At 59.8% G+C, this 21,710-nt stretch carries 16 protein-coding genes; 3 read left to right on the forward strand and 13 right to left on the reverse strand.

All coding sequences use genetic code 11. The features are described 5' to 3' along the window. Positions 1-68: 68 nt before the first annotated feature. The 11 genes from addA to FHT97_RS23240 all read right to left on the reverse strand — a co-directional run bounded on the left by addA (position 69) and on the right by FHT97_RS23240 (position 17,287). Entirely contained in the window at positions 69-3,620 is a 3,552-nt protein-coding gene (gene addA, locus FHT97_RS23190) for a double-strand break repair helicase AddA (protein WP_183864410.1), read from the reverse strand. Beyond that, the gene (gene addB / locus FHT97_RS23195) at positions 3,613-6,801 is read right to left on the reverse strand and encodes a double-strand break repair protein AddB (RefSeq protein ID WP_183864411.1); all 3,189 of its coding nucleotides are present in this window, start codon (positions 6,799-6,801) and stop codon (positions 3,613-3,615) included. Before addB ends, addA begins: the two co-directional genes overlap by 8 nt. A gap of 3 nt (positions 6,802-6,804) precedes the next feature. Then, the gene (locus tag FHT97_RS23200) at positions 6,805-7,536 is read right to left on the reverse strand and encodes a nucleotidyltransferase family protein (RefSeq protein ID WP_183754851.1); all 732 of its coding nucleotides are present in this window, start codon (positions 7,534-7,536) and stop codon (positions 6,805-6,807) included. 13 nt (positions 7,537-7,549) lie between these two features. Then, complete coding sequence (tsaE, locus tag FHT97_RS23205; protein WP_183864412.1) at positions 7,550-9,061, reverse strand: tRNA (adenosine(37)-N6)-threonylcarbamoyltransferase complex ATPase subunit type 1 TsaE; 1,512 nt, start codon at positions 9,059-9,061, stop codon at positions 7,550-7,552. After that, the gene (locus FHT97_RS23210; protein WP_183864413.1) at positions 9,058-11,616 is read right to left on the reverse strand and encodes a PAS domain-containing sensor histidine kinase; all 2,559 of its coding nucleotides are present in this window, start codon (positions 11,614-11,616) and stop codon (positions 9,058-9,060) included. Before FHT97_RS23210 ends, tsaE begins: the two co-directional genes overlap by 4 nt. A 203-nt stretch (positions 11,617-11,819) precedes the next feature. Then, complete coding sequence (gene ahcY / locus FHT97_RS23215) at positions 11,820-13,220, reverse strand: adenosylhomocysteinase (protein ID WP_183864414.1); 1,401 nt, start codon at positions 13,218-13,220, stop codon at positions 11,820-11,822. 169 nt (positions 13,221-13,389) lie between these two features. Further along, complete coding sequence (locus tag FHT97_RS23220) at positions 13,390-13,665, reverse strand: HPr family phosphocarrier protein (RefSeq protein ID WP_016556881.1); 276 nt, start codon at positions 13,663-13,665, stop codon at positions 13,390-13,392. 16 nt (positions 13,666-13,681) lie between these two features. Continuing rightward, positions 13,682-14,083: a PTS sugar transporter subunit IIA gene (locus tag FHT97_RS23225; RefSeq protein ID WP_007528763.1), complete on the reverse strand. Its 402-nt coding sequence runs from the start codon at positions 14,081-14,083 to the stop codon at positions 13,682-13,684. Positions 14,084-14,237: 154 nt separating this feature from the next. Next, positions 14,238-14,687, reverse strand: a complete 450-nt coding sequence (locus FHT97_RS23230) for a serine/threonine protein kinase (protein WP_183864415.1) — start codon at positions 14,685-14,687, stop codon at positions 14,238-14,240. Continuing rightward, the gene (locus FHT97_RS23235) at positions 14,687-16,450 is read right to left on the reverse strand and encodes a sensor histidine kinase (RefSeq protein ID WP_246712743.1); all 1,764 of its coding nucleotides are present in this window, start codon (positions 16,448-16,450) and stop codon (positions 14,687-14,689) included. Before FHT97_RS23235 ends, FHT97_RS23230 begins: the two co-directional genes overlap by 1 nt. Before the next feature lie 105 nt (positions 16,451-16,555). Continuing rightward, positions 16,556-17,287: a response regulator transcription factor gene (locus FHT97_RS23240; RefSeq protein ID WP_189637167.1), complete on the reverse strand. Its 732-nt coding sequence runs from the start codon at positions 17,285-17,287 to the stop codon at positions 16,556-16,558. 341 nt (positions 17,288-17,628) lie between these two features. On the opposite strand from FHT97_RS23240, the gene FHT97_RS23245 reads away from it, so the two are divergent. From FHT97_RS23245 to FHT97_RS23255, 3 genes are all read left to right on the forward strand, one after another. After that, on the forward strand, positions 17,629-19,239 hold the full coding sequence (locus FHT97_RS23245; RefSeq protein ID WP_183864417.1) for a phosphoenolpyruvate carboxykinase: 1,611 nt from the start codon (positions 17,629-17,631) through the stop codon (positions 19,237-19,239). Positions 19,240-19,335: 96 nt separating this feature from the next. After that, on the forward strand, positions 19,336-19,770 hold the full coding sequence (gene arfB / locus FHT97_RS23250; RefSeq protein WP_183754835.1) for an alternative ribosome rescue aminoacyl-tRNA hydrolase ArfB: 435 nt from the start codon (positions 19,336-19,338) through the stop codon (positions 19,768-19,770). Position 19,771: 1 nt separating this feature from the next. Then, the gene (locus tag FHT97_RS23255; protein WP_183864418.1) at positions 19,772-20,383 is read left to right on the forward strand and encodes an alpha-ketoglutarate-dependent dioxygenase AlkB; all 612 of its coding nucleotides are present in this window, start codon (positions 19,772-19,774) and stop codon (positions 20,381-20,383) included. Here FHT97_RS23255 and coaA read toward each other — a convergent pair. Together coaA and FHT97_RS23265 are read right to left on the reverse strand one after the other, a co-directional pair. After that, positions 20,380-21,375, reverse strand: coding sequence for a type I pantothenate kinase (coaA, locus tag FHT97_RS23260; RefSeq protein WP_016556888.1), 996 nt, complete (start codon positions 21,373-21,375; stop codon positions 20,380-20,382). The two genes, FHT97_RS23255 and coaA, sit on opposite strands and share 4 nt — an antisense overlap. Next, on the reverse strand, positions 21,372-21,695 hold the full coding sequence (locus tag FHT97_RS23265) for a phosphoribosyl-ATP diphosphatase (protein WP_183864419.1): 324 nt from the start codon (positions 21,693-21,695) through the stop codon (positions 21,372-21,374). Before FHT97_RS23265 ends, coaA begins: the two co-directional genes overlap by 4 nt. Positions 21,696-21,710: the final 15 nt, after the last annotated feature.

Genomic DNA, 21,710 nt, shown 5'->3' on the forward strand with positions numbered 1-21,710 from the left:
TGCTCCTTTACGGATTCCTGTTGAAACACATGTGAGCGTGCGGTGCGGGAATTTCAATGCCCGGTATTTCACTTTGTTTCGAGCTGCGCAAGCGCCGACGCCAATGCATCGGGCGTCAGGGTGTGAACGGAACCATTCTCGGTGTAAACCAGCACGCAATCGATGCGTTTGCCGGGATAGAGCGGCGCCAGGATTTCACGATAAATTGCAAGCTGAGCTTTGTGGGAAAAGGGAATCGTCTCTGCCGTCTGTGGCGGAACGCGATTGGTCTTGTAGTCGAGCACCACCACCCGATCCTCGAAGACTGCCATTCGGTCAACGCGGCCGGAAACGGCGTGGTCGAGTCCGGCGATCGTCAGGGTGCCCATGACCGCGACTTCCGCCTGCGCGTGAGTTGAGAACACGGCCTTCAGATCGGGATCCCCTAATAGTTTCAGGACCGAATCTACGAGTCGCCGACGCTCGCTCTCCGGCCAGAAGCGCGCAGCGCGCTCGACGTAGCGCGCTGCTGCATCGGCCTGCTCGCCGCGCGGCAGATCCGGCAGCGTCTGCAACAGGCGGTGTAGGAGCCGCCCTTTTTGCAGGGAGCGATCCGGTTTGCCCTTTTCGTCAAAGAGCGGGGAGGCGACCAGAAGATCATCAGCACCATCGTCCACGATGGTCCCGACGCCGGAAGGGCTGAGCGGTCGGGGCAACTGTCTTCGCGGCGGCAGCGGCTTTGCCAGGCTCGGGGGGATATTCTCCGGCCTTGCGGCCTGTTCGGTGCGTACCAACCGTTCGAACCTGCGCTCAATTCGGGGCACGCGCCATTCGATACCGGCCCAGGTGCCGTCCGGTCCGGAGAATGTCGCAGCGGAGACATGCGGATGACTGTCCGTCATCGCTGTCGAGATCATTGCATGCCAGGTATCGGTGTTCGGACGAATGCCCCGGTAACCGCAAACGATTAGGCGATCCGCAGCTCGCGTCATCGCCACATAGAGTAGCCGGCGATATTCCTGTTCCGCGAGCGATTGGAGGCGCGCCGCGTCAATTTGGGTGAGCGAGTTGCTGAGATCGCCGAGCGGAACCCAGGCTGGCATCGGCGGTTCGCCATGCTCCTGTTCAAGAAGCCGAAGCTTGGGCATGTGCGAGTGTATGAAGGCCTTTGATCCGCCGTCAACGAGGAACACGATCGGCGCCTCCAGACCTTTTGAAGCGTGGACGGTCATGATCCGGACTTCGTTCCGCCCCTTGTCCTGCTCGCGCTTAACCTCCGGCGCCTCAATTTCGAGCGTCGAAATGAAGGACTGCAGGCCGGGCAGGCCCGAGTTCTCGTGATCGAGCGCGAATGTCAGGAACTCGTCGAGAATGTCGCTTACCTCGGTTCCGAGGCGGGCAAGGAACTGTCGCCGGCCATCGTGGCATCCCAACACGCGCGCGTAGAAATCGTGAACCGACAGCGCTTTCGATTCATCGAGGAAGAGTTTGAGACGTAAAACCGCCGCTTCGAAGCGCGAATTGCCATCGGCGGCGAACTTCTGCGCGTGAGACCAGGCGCTCTCGCCCTCCGCACGAAGGGCGGCAACTGCAAAGACGTCGTCCTCGCTCAGGTCGAGAAGCGGGCTCTTCATCAGCGCGGCCAACGAGAGATCATCTTCCGGCAACAGCAGAAAGCGGCCGAGAGCCACCAAGTCCTGCACCGCGATGTGGCTCGTCAGGCGCAGGCGGTCAGCACCGGCGACCGGTATGTCGCCGCGGCGCTTTAGGGCGCGTGTCAGCGCGTTGACGAAGGCATCGCGCTTGCGTACGAGCACGAGGATATCGCCGGCGTCGATCAGTCGCTCTTTACCCTTCTCGACGATCGTTTCCTTGCCAACCAGATTGCCAATCGTGTTGGCGATGCGACGCGCAAGAATGGACGCTGGCGCGCTCTCCGGTGTAGCGTCAAAGGGTGCGGTCCAGTCTTCCTCCTTTATCGTCGCCTCCGGCGCCACCATCTCCCAGAGGTCGACCGCGCCGGGGTTGCCGATACGGTTGGAACGGTGAACCACTGGTTCGCCTGTCGCACTCAGCCCACGGGCATTCTCAGCTGGCGTGAAAATGTGATCAACAGCGGCAAGGACGTCCGAGGTTGAGCGGAAGGACAGCGGTAACCGCACCGTCGAGAAAGCAAGTCCGCTCTGGGAAACGCGCCGGCGCGTCTGTTGGCTTTCTTCGGAAAAGCGCTCGGGGCGGGCACCCTGGAACGAGTAGATAGACTGCTTTTCGTCACCAACGGCAAACAGGGTCCGCACGGCGGTGCGGGCGCTTTCGCCCGAAAAGAAATCCTCGGCTAGCGACTGGATGACGCTCCATTGGATCGGGCTGGTATCCTGTGCTTCGTCGACGAGAATATGGTCGATGCCCTGGTCGAGCTTGTAGTGGATCCACGGGCCAACGTCGCTCTTGTTCAACAGCTCTGCAGTCCGCGTTATCAGATCCTCGAAGTCGAGTTGGCTACGATGTCTCTTGAGGTCGTCGTAATCCTTGTTGAGACGGTCGGCGAGGACCAGCGCGGCGCGGGTGGCCTCGTACATGCGCACGGTTTTCAATCGATCCCGGCACGATACGACGTGCGCTCGTGCCGTTGCGACGGCATCAACGAGTTCTGGCGCCTCGTTCAACATCGCCTTCACGAAAAACTGTGAATCCGCCTTTGGCTCTCCCTTTCCCGTAAGGAAGACTTTCTCCAGCAGCAAAGCACGCCGCGCATAGTCGCGTTCGCGTGAGGCTGACCGCAAGGCGGCTGCAATGACATGTGCTTTGGCCCCGCCCTTCTGGTCCGCAAGGTTTAGATACTGGTCAAGCACGCCGCCACGCAGCCCGGCGAGTGGCCAATAGGCCTCGGCAATGCCAACCGTAGTGTCATTTTCGGAGAGGGAGAGCTTCGTGCGCAGCACGGCTTCGATGCCGCCCCGACGCTCGGCATCCTGGGTAAACGCTCGGATCGCATTGCGGTTGGCGATGATCTCCCCGAGAAGGTTTTCGAGGCCTGACTCATCGCCGAGATTGAGCACATAGGCGAAGGCTTCCGCGAGCGCTGGGTCATCCTCTGGTGTCGTTGCCGTGAGCAGTGATCGACGCGCGTCCGAAAGAAGCGTCGCGGCCGCTCGATCGTCGAGCACGGAAAAATGCCCGGCCACGTTCGCTTCCAGGGGAAACTGATGCAACAGCGCCTCGCAGAATGCATGGATGGTCTGGATCTTCAGTCCACCCGGGGTCTCGAGCGCTTTGGCAAAGAGCCGCCTCGCCTCCGCAAGCTTTGCAGGCTCGGGTGTCCTGCCTTCGATCCGCGCAATGCGCTCTTCAAGCTCCACATCGGTCAAAACGGCCCATTCGGCGAGCCTTTCGAACACTCGGTTCGACATTTCGGATGCTGCCGCCTTCGTATAGGTCAGGCAGAGAATCGCCGACGGGCGCGCCCCGGCCAATAGTAGTCGGATGACGCGCTGCGTCAGGACATGTGTCTTCCCGGAACCCGCATTGGCCGAAACCCAGGCAGAGCGTTGAGGGTCGGATGCGATGGACTGTTGGATGGTCGTCCAACTCGTCCAGGCAACGGGATCGTCGCCCTCGGGCAATGTTGTTTCATCATTCATCGCCGGTTGCCTCGTCGCTCTCCGCCGCTGACCACTCCGAGACGCGGGCCAGATGATCGTAGTCGCCACCAAAGTCGAATTGCTGTGCCGGCAGAAGCCGGGACGTAAAGCCCTTTTCACCCGACTGCAGAAGCGAGACAAACTTTATGAGCTGATCGATCGACTCGACCGCCAGATCCATAGCCGACTTTGTCTTGTCGTTCCTCGTCGACGTCTCGTTGTTGACGGCATCGACCTGGAAACGATCGCCCGGGCGAAGTCGCACATAGAGAAGATTCTGCGGAACGAGACTGCCGGCGTCCCGGAAGGCGCCGGCGTGAAGCGCAGCGGCCTCCAGCGCCAACTGGGGATCGAGAAGGGCGCGAGCTTGAGACGCAGAAGGATTGTATCCGGTCTTGTAGTCGATGATATCGGCAGCTCCCGTCCCCGTGATGTCTATCCGGTCGGCGATACCGCTGAGCCTGAGATTGATTTGCTCCAACTCGACGCCGCCGCGCACTTCCGTCAGCGTCTTTCGGATATCCGGCCGTCGTCGTGCCTCCCAATCAAGAAAGGCGCGGGCAACCTCGCGAAAGCGCGGGCGCCAGACAATGTCGATGTGTGCGGGCAGTTGTTCGGTGTCGAACAACTCCGCCAGAATGACCTCCATCGCCGTTTCCGCCGCGGGTGTTCCGGCGATGTGACCTTCGCGGATGAAGCGATCGATGATCTTGTGATAGAGCGTTCCTCGTTCGGCGGCACCCGGATCCCGGTTGAAGGGTGCAACAGGGTCGAGCCGCAGAATCCGGCGTGCGTATATCGCATAGGGGTCACGACGAAGCCGCCCCACCTCACTGAACGAATAGGACTTCGGCTGCATTTCCTGTGGTGGCGTTGGGCTTGGGCGTTGTGCCGGTGCCTGGCGATCGCCCTGATCGATCAGATTCGCCCAATGCACAAAATGGTCTCCACGACCCTTCAGCTCTGCCTCGAACTCCTTCCCGCCAAACGCGAGCAGTCGCTGCAGCCACCGCGACGCAACAGTTGGCGTCGAACCTTGCCTGAGCGCCCGCGAATAGATGAGATGACGCGTGCCGTTGGCCATTTCGAAGTCGTGCGCCAGTTGGCCAATCCGTCGCTCCGGCGGTTCGAGCCCGATCTCGGTCTTCATGGTGCGGGAAACAAAGGGATTGTTGGACGTTTGCCCCGGCCACGACCCTTCGTTCAGCCCTCCGAGGATGAGCGTGTCTACGCTCTGCAGGCGAGCCTCCAGCGTGCCGAAGATGAACAGCCTTGGATGACTTAGCGCCCGCGGCTTTGCTGCCTGGCCTGCGAGAAGCGCTGCGGCAATATCGATCCATTGCGGCCCGTCGGCGTTGATCCGTCCTTCGGTTTCAATAACCTCGCCAAGCATTGACGCCAGCGTGTCGCCCGCTTCCCCCGACCAGAGCCCGGCAAGGTCACCGCGATCGTCGCCGGCCACGGCCTCCAGGGCGCGCCCGGTGCGCTTCGCCCATTCGGAAAGGGCAAAGCTGGTGGTCAGTCCTCGCTCTTCGGGTAGGCTTCGAACGAGCGCCGAGGCGAGCGGTTCGGTGGCTTCGGCAATGCGACGGGCAAGGGCACGGGCGTGATCGACTGCACCGGCGGGGAGCGCCTTTCGCCATTGCGGCGCGTGACGATCCTGGGACTGCTTGGACAGCTGCTGCTCGAAAAGCGGTTCGAGCGCAGAGATGTCGACCTCGGCTACGCCACCCCGGAGCGCAAGAAGCTCCAGTGCCGCGACGGCTTCGACAAGCGCGCTACGCTCCAGCCCAAAGCGGGCCAATGGATGCTTGAGCAGCCCGACGATGGCGACCGGATCACCGGGGCGAAGCGTTGCTTCGAGCAGCAACTGCAGCAATGTTCCCTGTGGTGTTGCGGAAAGCGGCGTGCCGGCAGAATCATCCGCAACGATGCCAAAACGCGCGAGTTCGGTGCTAACGCGTCGGGCGAGGTTTCGATCGGGCGTGATCAATGCCGCCCGGCTCTCGCCGTCTTTGCCGGGCCGTTCGAGTGCCAAACGCAGGGCGATCGCGATCGCGGTCGCTTCCTCTCGCTCGTTGCCTGCCTCGATCAACGAGACATCGGCAAACGCTATCGAGATGGCCGTGGCGGGTAGCTTCGCCTTCCAGCTTCCCCAGTCACTGGTGGCCTCGGCAGGGGCGAGCGCATGCGACAGGATTTCAGCGCGGCGCTGCAGTTCCTCTGGTGGCTCTGCAAGCGGCACAACGTCCTCGCGCATCAGTTTCAGTCGCTTCAGCAACTGGGCTAGGCCGTATTGTGAGTGACTGCGGCTCGCGGGATCCGCTGGCTTCCGATCGTCCGGTGCCGCCATTCGCCAGTGCTCATCCGGCATCCCGAGGTCGAGGCCCGGTAGTACGATCACGCCTTCCCGAAGGGCGGCGACCGCCGCGATAAGGTCGGCCGTCGCCGGCACCGAACCGGTGGATCCCGCAATGATGATGGGTCCCATCGGTCGGGTTGTCGCAAGACGATTCGCCTCCGCCCGAAGGATGGCGTTTCGATGCCGCGCCGGCGACGACTTGCCAAGCTCGTTCAGCCTCTCCGGCCAGAAGGTGCTGGCGATCTGCAGAAATTCGGCCGTCAGTTGCCACCAAAGCGAATAATCCTTGGCATTCAATCGGGACAGCTCGCTCCAATCCCGATCCTCGGTTTCGATCGCATCGATGAGTTCCGCAAGGTTCCGCGCAAGCCAGATGGCGTCGGCGGGACTTGCCGGCGCAACGAGTGGCGAATCGGAATGGATGCTGCGGACAATTTCCGGGAGTTTGTTTCGCCAGGCGAGGATGAGGCGGGCGAGTTCCAGCAGCCGGGCGGTATTCGAGAGCGGCTGGGCAAGATCCAAGGTCGCCGGTAAGGCCTCGTCGAAATAGCCGCTGTCGTCATCGGTTTCGCCGAGTGGGCGGATGACCGGTAGGATCGCAGATCGACCGCCTAGCAGGTCGACGAATTCCGAGCGAAGCACACGTGCCGCACGCCTCGTCGGCAGATAGATCGTGGTTTTAGAAAGCGATAGAGGATCGTCGGGATCATACCGGAATTGCGGTGTCAGCCGGCCGTCACAAAGGCTTTCGGCAAGGGTCCTCAGAAAAGGAAGCCCCGCGGGGATGGTTAAGACCCTCGGCCGGTGATGCTCGGCCATCCGTCATGCAAACGTCCGGTATCGCCGGATCGTTTCCTCCGCCTCGCCGATCGCTTCGGGTGTCCCGACTGTGAGCCAGTGTCCTTCGAGCACCGTACCATAGAGCCGGCCTTGGGAGATCGCCTTGTCGAAATATAGATTGAGGTTGAAGGCATCGGCTGGAGCGTCGTCCAGGAACGACGTGTTCATGGCAATAGCGCCGGCGTAAACGACCGGACCCGGCCCGGACTCAGCAAAACGCGTCAACCGGCCATCCCGGGCCATGTTGAAATCGTTCTTGCCGTTGTGGCCGGTTGTATCTTCCAGCTTCACGCAGAGCATCGCCATATCCATGCTTTCCGGTCGGAAGAATCCGGCTAAGCGTGTTAGGTTGCTCGGAACGTTTGGGCGTTCCCCGATCCAGAAGAGGTCGGCATTCGTGACGAAAACCTCGCCGGGAACGAGCAGCTTTAGGCCCTTTGCAAGCCCACCGCCGTTGTTCATCAGCTTCTCGCGCTCGTCGGAGATAATGATCTCGAGGTTTCGGTATGAAGCCAGATGAGCCAGCATCTGGTCTGCGTGGTGATGAACATTGACCACGACCTTTTCGACTCCGGCTTCGGCAAGTGAGTCCAGCGCGTAGTCGATCATCGCCTTGCCGTCGATCTTCACGAGCGGCTTCGGGATAGTGTCAGTAATTGGCCGCATGCGGGTCCCAAGACCTGCAGCGAGAACCATGGCTTGCTTGATACTCATCTGATCCGAGAAATTATGATTCGCTTGGTACTATTCCAGCCCTTACGCACCAGTCGCGCAAGGGGGCAAGCGCTTCATGCTTCAGCGCAACGGAAAGATAGGACAGGGTGCGCGGCATATGTTTCATATAGCCAGGCTTTCCGTCTCGTTGCATCAAGCGAACCCACAGGCCGACAAGCTTGCAGTTGCGCTGCGCCGACATGATCGACCAGCTCCTCAGGAAGCGGACTTCATCGAAGCTGCCCTCTACTCTGCGCAGTGATAGATAGTCGTCCATCAATTGCTGGAAAAGATCCGGAGAGATCGTGACACGTGCATCCTGCACTATAGAAGCAAGGTCATAGGCCGTCGGGCCGATCATTGCGTCCTGGAAATCAATCAGTCCAACTCGCTCAATGCCTGTCTCGTTCTCTCGCCAGATGATGTTGGGTGAGTGAAAATCGCGCAGGAGAAGGCTCTTTTCCGCCGTGTCCAATTCGTCGATCAGCCTATCCCAGATGGCAAGATATTCGTCCCGCTCGGCATCACTGGCTGCGATGCCCCCACGCTTCCAGGGCAGGTACCAATCGAGAACGAGGCGCACCTCCATCTTCATCGCCGTTCGGTCGAAATCCGGGATGTGATGGACATGGTTGACCGCGACGCGGATGTCCTGCGGGATTGTCAGCGAATGGAGGTGTGCAAGGCAGGCGACGCTTGCCCGGTAACGATCGACGTTAGGTTGGCCCTTCGCGTCGAGAACGCCGTCCGCGCCAAGGTCTTCCAGAAGCAGAATGCCCTGATCGTAATCGACATTGTAGACTTCGGGTGCTGCAAAACCCTCCCGCCTGAGCACATTGGCAATGGCAACGAAAGGATAGGCATTTTCCGCGATATGCGCGACCTTTGGATATGGCTTGCCATCCAGGACCGGGGGCCCCTCCGGCAGCGGCGGCCAGTCCATCAGCACGCGTCGCTTCGCGTCATCGGCATAGATGGCCTCGTAGGCACGGAGTGACGCATCTCCTGTCAGGAAACGACGCTTTGCGCCGGAGTATCCTGCGTTATCAAGGAAATCGCGTATTGCAAGGACGCGGTGGATTCGTGCGGCCTGCTTTTCCGGCGCAACGATGGTTGCCCGTCGACCTGCACCCTCGTGCTCCAGCGTCAGCATAATCCGGTCTGCCGGCAGCTCGCCGGCGGCCATCTCGGGCCATTCCACGAGGCAGATGCCGTCCTGGAGCGCCTCATCGAAGCCAAGTTCGGTCAGCTCGGCCGGATCGCCAAGACGGTACAGATCGAAATGCGCGACCGGAATGCGCAGGTCATACGTTTGCACAAGCGTGAAGGTGGGGCTCGGCACCTCGAGCTCGTCGTCATCCGCCATGGCCCGCAGAAATGCGCGGGCAAGCGACGATTTCCCCGCGCCAAGATCGCCGGACAGCGCAAGGCAATCGCCTGGCTTCAAGGCCAGCGCCAAATCTTCGCCAAAGCGGATCGTTTCCGCCTCATCCTTGAGGAAGAGGGAAATGACGGGAGCCATCATTCGGCTGCGACGGACGTCGGAAGATCGACCGAAGGAATCCGGCAGGTCACGATCGTGCCCTTGCCCGGTTGGCTGTCGATGGTGACCGTCCCGTGGTGAAGACTGACGAAACTGTCGACGATCGAAAGCCCAAGGCCGGCGCCGCCCCTCTTGCCATTTGTTGCGCCGGTGGCGAATCGGTCGAACACATTGGCGATCATATCCTGCGAAATGCCAGGGCCACGATCACTGACGGCAAAGACGAAATCCATGCCCTCACGCTTGCATTCAAGCGAGATTGACGACCCTTCCGGCGAGAAGTTGGCGGCATTGGAAAGCAGCTTCACGAGGATCTGCTTCAGCCTTTGCGGGTCAGCAACGATCGAGCCCAGATGTGCGGGAGCCGTAATCTCCAGTGTTACGCCGCTTTCCTGCAGCCTGTCGGCAATCTGCATCGACACGTCGTCAAGCAGGTCGCCAAGATCAATCGCCGAATAGTTGAGCCGCATGATTCCGGCGTCGACGGTGGCTAGATCGAGGATATCGTTGACCAGCGTCAGCAATACCGAAGAGGACGTCGAAATATGATCGATATATTCGGCCTGCCGGTCGTTCAGCGGTCCGAGCCCCGGCGTGCGCAGCAGATCGGTGAAGCCGATGATGTTGGTAAGCGGCGAGCGTAGCTCGTAGGAAACATGCTGGACGAAGTCGTTCTTAAGCTCGTCCGCCTTGCGCAGCGCCTCGTTCTTTTCCGTCAGGGCGCGCTCGGCACGGACGCTGTCGGTCATGTTGACGAAGGTCAGCATCGTCTGCGCGTTCGGCAACGGAATGACTGCATAGTCGAGCACGAGGCCTGAAAATAGTTCGAGTGTCCCCTGGCTGGAACGGCGCTCGTCGTCGAAGCTGGTGATCAACTCGCCAAAGGTCTTCCATCCGTCCGGACGGTCATAGGACTGAGAGCACGACTCGCCAAGGGCACGGATGTGCGTGCCCGCCTTCGCCTCGGCCTCGGTAACTCCCCAGAGTGCACGGAAAGCGGGATTCGAGAGGCGAATGCGCCCGTCGGGCCCAAAGACCGCCACACCTTCTGATAGATGGTCGATCGTCTCGCCCTGTACCTTGAGAAGCGTATTGTAGCGTGTTTCGAGGTCGACCTGTTCTGTGAGGTTCTCGAATACCCAGGTCGCACCACCCTGAGGATGTGCTGTTGCAAAGACCCGCAACGTCTGGCCGTTCGGCAGGTGCCAGAGGTCAGGTTGGGTATCGAGCGCACGGTAGACCGAAAGCGCGGCTTCCTTCCAGGATTTCCAGTTGAGTTGATCAGGCAGCTTCTTGGCAGCCCTCAGGCGCTCCAGCAGTTCTGCGTTGTCTGGGCGGCTCTCGAGGAACGCGATATCGAATTCCCAGAGGGAGACGAAAGCCTGATTATAGAATTGCAGCCGACGGTCACCGTCGAAGATCGCGACAGGCGTTGCGAGGTGGTCGAGTGTTTCGGCGTGGCTCTTTAGCGTGCGCTCGAGCTCGGCGCGAACAGCTTCGATGCCGGAAACGTCGACAGCGATCCCGGCGGAGCCGTTAGGGACCTTTACATCGACGACGTCGAAGAACGTTCGGTTGCCGGACACCACGGTGGAGATCTTGTCGTGGAATGGCGACTCAGTTGTCGCCGTCGCGCGGATCCGCTCACGGGCAACGGTTGTTAGAAACTCACGACCCTCATTGACGGCCTGCTCCGGCGTGGTTGCCTCGACGGCCTCGCCGTAGGCCTGATTAACCCAGGTCAGTCGGCCTTCGGTATCACGCTGCCAGGCTGGAAGGTCGATTGCATCGAGCATGCTCTGGAATGCCGAGATCGAGGACAATAGTCTGTCCCGTTCGATCTTCAGTTCGGCAAGCTCGGCCCGTAGATTGTTCAGCGCGACAAAGCGGACGAATGCACGTCCGCCCGAAACTCGGCCCTGCGCCTCGAGGATTTCTTCGCGATGGGTTTCGACAACCATGTCGAAGCTGTGGGCCGATCCGCGCAGGCGATCGATCGCACGCTCAAGCTCAGACGCCGACCGCGGCTTCAACCACAATCCGAAGGCCAGGAATTCGCTGTCCTGCGGCGCGCCGGTTTCGGCCGGCAGCTGACCGATCAGTTCAGGACGCTCGCCGCCATCCCAGATGACGATCCGACGGTTCTTGTCCGCAATCAGGGCCTGATACTGCGAAATACGCTGTTGCGCGTCAGAGAGGGCCGAGCGGATTTCACGGCTTTCGCTTTCGAGGTTTCCGCGCTGGCGCACAACCCAAAGGGTCGAAAGCAGCGCGGCCGAAATCACGCCGATCACCACGGAGAGACCAACAACCTGCGATGAGGTGAAAAGATGCGCCGCTGCAACAGTCTCGGCCTCGACCTGTGCGAAAACCGGCCGCGCAGTCGATGCGATGGCCGTGCCAGCGGCAAAAATCCGTGCCACGCGAGACACGATGCCGGTGCTGACAGGTTTCCGTTCGCCCGAATGGACCGGGCAGTGGTCAGCGTAGGCGCCAACCTCTGCCTGTTCGACCAGGCTGTGCATCATTTCCGACATGCGCGGTATGTCTCCGTCCTTTAATGTGCCGCATCACGACAAGACATCCCATTTTCGAAGCAAACGGACACGTCCGTGGCTACGAATCGAGTGTTAAAACAATACTTCGGAAGGGAATCGGCGGGAAGGTGTGTGCCAAAAAATAAGGGCGCCGCATTTGTCAATGCGGCACCCTCTAGATGTTGTGGATATCAATCCTGCGATCAATATCTGTAGTGGTCAGCCTTGAACGGGCCTTGCGGCTTTACGCCGATATAGGAAGCCTGCTCCTCAGAAAGCTGCGTCAGCTTTACGCCGAGCTTATCGAGGTGGAGGCGCGCGACCTTCTCGTCGAGGTGCTTCGGCAGGATATAGACCTGGTTCTGGTACTGGCCCGGCTTGGTGAAGAGCTCGATCTGCGCCAGCGTCTGGTTCGTGAACGAAGCCGACATCACGAAGGACGGATGGCCGGTCGCGTTGCCGAGGTTCAGCAGGCGGCCTTCCGACAGCAGGATGATGCGGTTGCCCTTCGGGAACTCGATCAGGTCGACCTGCGGCTTGATGTTGGTCCACTTCAGGTTACGCAGGGCAGCGACTTCGATCTCGTTGTCGAAGTGGCCGATGTTGCCGACGATCGCCATGTCCTTCATCGCGCGCATGTGGTCGATGCGGATGACGTCCTTGTTACCGGTCGTGGTGATGAAGATGTCGGCAGAAGACACAACGTCTTCGAGCGTGACGACTTCGAAGCCATCCATGGCTGCCTGCAGCGCGCAGATCGGGTCGACTTCGGTAACCTTGACGCGGGCGCCGGCGCCCTGAAGTGAAGCGGCCGAACCCTTGCCGACGTCGCCGTAACCGCAGACGACGGCAACCTTGCCGGCCATCATCACGTCGGTGCCGCGGCGGATACCGTCTACCAGCGATTCCTTGCAGCCGTACTTGTTGTCGAACTTCGACTTCGTCACCGAGTCGTTGACGTTGATGGCAGGGAAGGGCAGCAGGCCCTTCTGGGAGAGCTGGTACAGGCGGTTAACACCAGTGGTTGTTTCTTCGGTTACGCCCTTGATCGCGTCGCGCTGCTTGGTGAACCAGCCCGGCGAAGCGGCGAGGCGCTTCTTGATCTGTGCGAAGAGGATTTCTTCCTCTTCCGAATGCGGGTTCGACAGTACGTCTTCGCCAGCTTCGGCGCGGGCGCCGAGCAGGATGTACATGGTGGCATCGCCGCCATCGTCGAGGATCATGTTGGAGAAGCCACCATCGGTCCACTGGAAGATCTTGTCGGTGTAGACCCAGTAATCATGCAGCGACTCGCCCTTGATGGCGAAAACCGGAACGCCGGAAGCGGCGATCGCTGCGGCAGCATGGTCCTGCGTCGAGAAGATGTTGCACGATGCCCAACGGACTTCAGCACCGAGTGCAACGAGAGTCTCGATGAGAACGGCCGTCTGGATCGTCATGTGCAGCGAGCCCGTGATGCGCGCGCCCTTCAGGGGCTTCGCCTCGCCGAACTCAGCGCGGCAGGCCATCAGGCCCGGCATTTCGGTTTCAGCGATCGTGATTTCCTTGCGACCGAAGTCTGCGAGGCCGATATCGGCGACGATATAATCTTTTTCAGTGCTCATTGGGTTTTCTCCAGGCTGAAAAGCGGCTCAAAAATTCAAAGGCGCACAAAGGGCACCAAACGCGTCCACGCAGTCTGCGCGGCGATGAAAGGCCGTTTAGCAGGCTTCTATGACGAAGGCAATAATGATATAAAGAAGTCTTTATATGTTTATATGAGCCGGGAGCGGCTCACATTTCCTCGCCGAACCGGTTCTGGATCAGCTCGTCGAGTGCATCGAGCGCTTGTGCAGCCTGGTTGCCACTGGCCGAGATCAAGACGCTGGAGCCCGGGCTTGCCGCCAACATCATCAATCCCATGATCGATGTCCCGCCGACCGTCATTCCATCTTTCGATACAGTGATGGCGGCATCGAAATTCTCGACCAGCTGTACGAATTTTGCCGAAGCGCGTGCGTGCAATCCGCGCTTGTTGATGATCAGAATTTCACGGGAGAGTGCCGTCATGGGCGCGATGTGCTCACTATTTGCCACTGAGAACGCGGCTCGCGACGTTGATGTATTTCCGCCCGGCCTCGGAGGCTTCGACGAGCGCCTTCTCCATGTTGTTCTCGCCGCGGACACCCGCGAGCTTGATGAGCATCGGTAGGTTCATGCCAGCAATGACTTCCGTGTGGCCGCTGCTCATGACTGAGATTGCCAGGTTGGAGGGGGTACCACCGAACATGTCTGTCAGGATGACAACTCCATGGCCGTCATCGGCACGGGATACTGCTTCCAAAATATCTTGACGCCTCTGATCCATGTCGTCTTCGGGACCGATACAGACCGTTTCGATGAATTTCTGAGGACCGACAACGTGTTCGACCGCATGACGAAACTCTTCAGCCAGCTTGCCATGAGTGACAAGCACAAGTCCGATCATGATATTACTGCTCCTAATGGCATATTCCAAACGGTGGCCCCAATATCGCAACGCAGCAATCGCGTCCACCGTGGGGGCACATCTTGGCGATCAAAAGCCGAAGTGCAAGACAAAAATACGACTTTATGGGCCCGTTTTGCCGATTTAGCGGGCATTACTGTCCGATGTCCGGTGCTTTTGCCATCAATATCGCCAGCGGCAACGGAGTATTAGCCAGCAATCGAATGACCGGTAGTTCTATGCTACCAGCAATAGTTGTTCGCTCACCGTCTGGCGGCAACCGTTTCTCGCCAGACGGGCTTCCGGGAAGAATGGCATAGTGCATTGTTGCGTTGACAATGTACGGCACGCGAACAAGGCCAGTGCCGCGCAATTCGAGCAAACCGGCAATCGAGGCAGGACATGTTGCAATCACCGCTCCGTCCACTTCGCTAACTAGCGCCTGATCGTCGGCGACGAGCGAGGAAAAGATGCCCATGCGTTGCGCTTCGTTGATGCAGGTGAACGCCAGCATCGATTTCCCCCAGCCCGACGGCCCCAGGAAGAGAAGGCCGGTCTTGCCGACGACGATGGCGGTTGCGTGGATGTTTGAAGGCTTGTCCATCACAGGGTAGTGTCGGCGGGAAGGGCGAGAATGAAGCGCGCTCCGAGAAGTTTTTCGGTCTCGGGATCGATGATATTTTCCGCACGCAGCGAGCCACCATGTGCTTCGGCGATCTGACGGCTGATCGACAGGCCGAGGCCCGAATTCTGTCCAAAGCCTTCGGATTCCGGTCTGTCGGTATAGAAGCGCTCGAAGATCCGATCGATGTCTTCTGCCTGGATGCCCGGCCCGTTGTCCTCGACGTATACGATGCAGCGAGAGCGCGTTCGCACCAGTCTCACGGTGATTCTGCCGTCGTGCTCCGGGACGAAGGAGCGGGCGTTTTCAATGAGGTTGGTGATGACCTGCCCGATGCGCAGGTCATGGCCGTTCACAACAAAACGTGTCTTCACGCCCGGCTTGCGCTCGATCGCGAATTCGATTTGTACTTCTTTTCTGCGATTGCGAATTTGCCGCGATACGTCGATGAGATCGCGAAGCAGAATCTCCAGATCGACCGAACCGGCGTCAACGCGCGCCAATTCAGCATCGAGACGAGAGGCGTCGGAAATGTCGCTGATCAGACGGTCGAGCCGGCGAACGTCGTGCTGGATGACATCAAGAAGCCGCTTCTTGGACTCGTCTGTTTTTGCCAGAGGCAGCGTTTCGACGGCGCTGCGGAGCGACGTCAGCGGATTCTTCAGTTCGTGGCTGACGTCGGCCGCAAAGCTTTCAATCGCGTCGATGCGGTCGTAGAGCGCGGTCGTCATTTCGCGCAGCGCAATGGAGAGGTTGCCGATCTCGTCTTGCCGGGCGGAAAAGTCGGGAATTTCTTCGCGTTCCTTCGCGCCGCGGCGGACGCGGATGGCGGCAGCCGACAGGCGCCGCAGCGGGTTGGCGATTGTTGAGGACAAAACGAGAGACAGCAGAACGTTGACGAGTGTCGCGACACCAAAGACGCGCATGATGCCGAGGCGCTCGGCGTGAACGATGTTGTCGATATCGCCGGCCTGGGTCGACAGGAGCAGCACGCCCAGAACAGCACGGAACCGCTGGATCGGAACGGCAACCGAAACGATCAACTCGCCCTTTTCTGTGGTGCGAACCACAGCGCCGCGAACACCAGTCAGCGCGTTCATGACCTCGGGATAAATCGAGCCGTCGCCACCCGGAGCTTCCTTGTAGAGCGGGAGGTTTCCTGGTTGCAGGACCTTGTTGAAGATCGTCGTGAACCACTGGCTCCAGCTCTGCTCCTCGTCATCGACGGGCGGCAAATCAAAACGTAGGACCTGGCCGCGTGAATAGAGATGGCGAGAGTCGAGAAGCAGGTTGGCGTCAGCGTCAAAAATGCGTGCGCGGGTTCTGGTCGGAGAAATCAGCCGACGCAGCACAGGCGCGACCTTTTCCGGATCGATCGGGAATTCGAGATCCTCGTCGTTCGGAACCGGGGTAATGCTCTGGCCAGCCTGCAGTTCGAGCAGCTTCTCGGGGTCGATGGTAATCGAGTTGGTGTCCACCGACGCGGACGCGGAAACCGCGCCGGCGATGATTTCGCCCTGCGTCAGAAGGCTTTCGACGCGAGCGTCGATCAGCCCTTCGCGGAACTGATTGAGGTAGAGAATGCCGCCGACGAGAACGACCAGCGCGGCCAGATTGAAGAAAAGGATGCGACGCGTCAGGCTCGAAAAGACGGCGTTGCCGAAGATGCGGCGGATGATCGTGAAGGGGTGCGACCAACGTCGTCCCCTGACGCGGCGGCTGCTCACGCCTTCCGCCTCATCCAGATCTCTTTCCTGCACCAACTGTGCCAACCACAGGCCCTTTCGGAGAGCGGACCGCTTTCGCGATCGTCACTCTCGACAATTCTCAGATGCCGCGCCGCTTCGGCGTCAGGCTGCTTCGCGGAAGCGGTAGCCCACTCCGTAGAGCGTTTCAATCATATCAAAGTCGGTATCGACCATCTTGAATTTCTTGCGGAGCCGCTTGATGTGGCTATCGATGGTGCGATCGTCGACATAGACCTGCTCGTCATAGGCCGCATCCATCAATGCGTCACGGCTTTTGACGACGCCCGGACGCTGGGCCAGAGAATGCAGGATAAGGAATTCGGTCACCGTCAGCGTCACCGGCTCACCCTTCCAGGTGCAGGTGTGGCGTTCCTGGTCCATGACCAGCTGGCCGCGCTCCAGCGAGCGAGCGAGCTGTTGTGCCGTGCCCGGCTTTGGTGCAGCACCACCGGCGGCAGCAGCAGCCTCGCGGCTCGATGCCCGGCGCAAGACGGCGCGGACGCGCTCGACCAGCAGACGCTGCGAGAACGGCTTGGTAATGAAGTCGTCGGCGCCCATCTTCAGGCCGAACAACTCATCGATTTCCTCGTCCTTGGAGGTGAGGAAGATGACCGGCATGTCGGATTTCTGCCGCAAGCGGCGCAGGAGCTCCATACCATCCATGCGCGGCATCTTGATATCGAAGATGGCAAGCTGTGGCGGGCGAGCAAGAAGACCGTCGAGGGCTGAGGCGCCGTCCGTATACGTCTCGACCTTGTATCCTTCTGCCTCGAGTGCAATCGATACCGAGGTAAGGATGTTGCGGTCGTCATCAACGAGCGCGATTGTCGGCATGGTATTCGTCTCCGTCATCTATGCGCGTCTCCAGGATTTTAGAAGGTCCCCAGGCGGCCTCTCTGAACCGGATGCGCTTATCGGGATAAAGGTGGAACAAATTGTGGCAAAGATAAAGGGTTGGATTGTTCTAAAGTTTTGAGCGCAACCGAGAGATGTGTCGAAAATCCGCGCGGCCACTTCTGATTCAAACGATTTAAAATAAGGCAGGAAAATTTAAATCGATTAATAGTTTGATATTACTACATTTTATCCATTTTCCTCTATTGCGTTTTAAAAAAACCGCCCGTACGGTCACCCTCAGTTCTTAACGGCACGAGCCTCAAGGGAAGGGAAAGACCATGGAGCTGTTCGGAGTCCACAACCCGGCGATAGAGCTGGCGACGATCGGTTTGGGGGGCGCAAACAGTGCTCGTTATAACTTTACGGCCGCCTCCCTCTATGAAGAATCGATTCGCCGGGGCGAGGCTCAGCTGACCGCCCATGGTGCCTTGCGCGCCCTGACCGGCCAGCATACCGGCCGCTCGCCGCGCGATAAGTTTGTCGTTCGTGACGGGAACACCGATGATGAGATCTGGTGGGAAAACAACAAGCCGATGTCGCCGCAGCACTTCGCGTTGCTGAAGCAGGACATGCTCGCGCACGCTGCCGGCAAGGACCTGTTCGTTCAGGATCTCATCGGCGGTGCCGACGAAAACAATGCCTTGCCGACGCGTGTCGTCACCGAGCTTGCTTGGCATTCGCTCTTCATTCGCAACCTGCTGATCCGTCCGGAGGCCTCGGCACTTGCGACCTTCGCCCCGAAGCTGACGATCATCAACCTACCGACGTTCAAGGCGGATCCGGAACTATATGGCTGCCGCACCGAGACCGTCATCGCTTGCGACCTGACGAACGGCGAAGTGCTGATCGCCGGTACGTTCTACGCCGGCGAGATGAAGAAGTCGGTCTTCACCGTTCTGAACTACCTGCTCCCGGCAAAGGGCGTCATGCCGATGCACTGCTCGGCCAACGTCGGTCCTGACGGCGATGCCGCGGTCTTCTTCGGTCTCTCGGGCACCGGCAAGACGACGCTTTCCGCAGATCCGGCCCGCACGCTGATCGGCGACGACGAACACGGCTGGGGCGAGGACGGCATCTTCAACTTCGAAGGCGGCTGCTACGCCAAGACCATCCGCCTGTCGGCCGAAGCGGAGCCGGAAATCTACGCAACGACGCAGCGCTTCGGCACCGTCCTCGAAAACGTTGTCCTCAACGACCGGCGCGAGCCCGACTTCAACGATGGGTCGCTGACCGAAAACACGCGTTGCGCCTATCCGCTGGATTTCATTCCGAACGCGTCGAAGACAGGCCTTGCGGGCCATCCTAAGACGATCATCATGCTGACGGCAGATGCCTTTGGCGTCATGCCGCCGATCGCCAAGCTGACGCCGGATCAGGCGATGTACCACTTCCTGTCCGGTTACACGGCCAAGGTGGCAGGTACCGAGCGGGGTGTAACCGAGCCGGAAGCAACCTTCTCGACCTGCTTCGGTGCTCCGTTCATGCCGCGGCATCCGTCGGAGTACGGCAATCTTTTGAAGGATCTCATCGGTCGTCACGGCGTTGAATGCTGGCTTGTTAACACCGGCTGGACTGGCGGCGCTTACGGCACCGGCAAGCGCATGCCGATCAAGGCGACCCGCACGCTGCTCGCTGCAGCCCTCTCGGGCGACCTCGGCAAGGCCGATTTCCGTGTCGATCCGAACTTCGGCTTCGCCGTTCCTGTCACGGTGCCGGGTGTCGACACGGCTATCCTCGATCCGCGTTCCACGTGGCAGGATGCGATCGCCTATGACGCGCAGGCCAGCAAGCTGGTGACGATGTTCATCGAGAACTTCGCGAAGTTCGAAGGCCATGTCGATGGTGGGGTGCGCGATGCGGCCCCGGGATTTCGCGCCGCCGCTGAGTGACACGCCAAAACATTGATGATTCACGTGAAACCCGGCGGCCTCCGTCGGGTTTCTTTGGCTGTTTCCAAGGGCCGGCCGATATGAGATAGAAAGCGCATGGCCAGCGAACCCCTTTACATCAACGATCGAATCACCGTCGCCGGGTGGGAGCTGACCGAGCAATTTGTCCTCGCAGGCGGCCCTGGCGGGCAGAACGTCAACAAGGTTTCGACAGCCGTCCAGCTGTTCTTCAATATTCCGAACTCCCCTTCCTTGAACGAGCGCGTGAAGGGGAATGCCGTGAAGCTCGCCGGCAAGCGCCTTTCGAAGGAAGGCGTGCTGATGATAGAGGCGAGCCGCTTCCGCAGCCAGGATCGTAACCGGGAAGACGCGCGAGAGCGGCTGAAAGAGCTTATCCTCGAGGCGGCAAAACCGCCGCCGCCGCCGCGCAAGAAGACCAAGCCGACTAAAGGATCGGTCGAACGTCGGCTGAAGGAGAAGTCGGGTAGGTCGGAGGTGAAGAAGATGCGCGGACGACCGCTCGGTGATTGATATGCTGAAGCTGCCGAATGGCGTCAGTCACCACCCTGACTATCTGGACCGGCCACGGCAGCAGGCATTGGTCGATATCATCAGGTCGATCGTCGCGGACGCGCCGCTGTTTGTGCCCATCATGCCCGGCACGGGCAAGCCGATGTCGGTTCGCATGACGAATTGTGGCCCGCTCGGCTGGGTCACCGACAAGGAGCGTGGCTATCGCTATCAGCCGACCCATCCTGTGACCGGCAAACCTTGGCCGGGTATCCATGCGGAACTGTTGGAAATCTGGAACGATGTCTCCGGCTACGACAAGCCGCCGCAGGCCTGCCTTGTCAACTACTACTCCGACGAGGCGCGTATGGGACTGCATCAGGACAAGGACGAACAGGATCTCGCAGCCCCCGTCGTGTCGATCTCGCTCGGCAATAGCTGCCTGTTTCGAGTTGGTGGTCTCGGGCGCAACGACCGGACGCTTTCCTTCAAGCTCTCAAGCGGTGACGTCGTGGTCTTGGGAGCGGAAGGGCGCCTTTGCTTCCACGGCGTCGACAAGATATATCCATCAACATCGACGCTGCTGAAGAACGGTGGTCGCATCAACCTGACGCTTCGCCGGGTAACGCCCTAGAGCTTTCTCAGAGCTACCTGTTCGATCAGGTGATTATTGCCCTTGCGCAGGATCAGATCGGCCCGCGGGCGTGTCGGCAGGATGTTTTCCCGCAGGTTCTTCAGGTTGATGTTTTCCCAAAGGCCTTCGGCGATCGTCAGCGCTTCCTCCTCGCTGATCGAGGCATAGCGGTGGAAGAAGGAGTGGGGATCGCGAAACGCTGTTTCACGCAATCGCATGAAGCGCGCCACATACCAGTCATGAATCCGGCTTTCATCCGCATCGATGTAAATCGAGAAGTCGAAGAAGTCGGAAACCATCGGTACGATCTTGCCACCGGCCGGCAGGTCGCGTGACTGCAGGACGTTGATGCCCTCGAAGATCAGAATGTCGGGCCGGTCGACGATCTTGTATTCGTTCGGCAGCACGTCGTAGACCAGATGCGAATAGGACGGCGCCTTGACGTTCGGCTGGCCCGCCTTGATCGCCGCCAGGAAACGCAGGATCGCGCCGGTATCGTAGCTCTCGGGAAAGCCCTTGCGCTGCATCAGGTTTTCGCGCTGCAGCACGGCGTTCGGATGCAGGAAGCCGTCGGTGGTCACAAGGTCCACCTTCGGGCTCGACGGCCACCGCGTCAAAAGTTCCTTCAGGATACGGGCCGTGGTGGATTTGCCGACAGCCACCGACCCCGCGATGCCGATCACAAACGGCGTCTTTGCTACGTCAGAGAGGCTGAGGAAGCGATTGCGTTGCTCGAAAAGCAGCTGTGACGATTCCACATGCGCCGAGAGGAGCCGCGAAAGCGAGAGATAGATCCGCCGCACTTCATCGAGATCGATCGGATCACCCATGGAGCGTAGCCGCTTGACCTCGTCGCCTTTCAGCGTGAGCGGTGTATCGGCACGGAAGCGTGCCCATTCCTCGGAGGAAAAGAAGTGGTAGGGCGAATACGCATTCGCCTGAAAATGATCGAGCGTCTCGGGCGCTCCGATGAGTTGTCTTGCGATACTCATGAACTTTGCCGGCTCGCCTTTTCTGTCAGGCCGGATTGAGCGGTGCGCCGCTCAAGCTCCGCCATCACACTTTGCAACGGAATGCCCGCCACCTTCAATACGACCAATAGGTGATAGAGAAGATCGGCGGCTTCATAGGTGAGGTTCTCGTGGTCATCGGTGATCGCGGCCATCACGGCCTCGATCGCCTCTTCGCCGAGCTTTTTGGCCGCCTTTGGCTGGCCTGCAACAACGAGTTTTGCCGTCCAGGACTCATCCGGCGAGGCTTTCGACCGGGCATCGACGATCTTTTCGAGGTCGGCGAGGGTGAATTCGCTCATGATTCTGCTTCCCAC

Source organism: Rhizobium sp. BK399 (genome assembly GCF_014194695.1).
Lineage (GTDB): Bacteria > Pseudomonadota > Alphaproteobacteria > Rhizobiales > Rhizobiaceae > Rhizobium.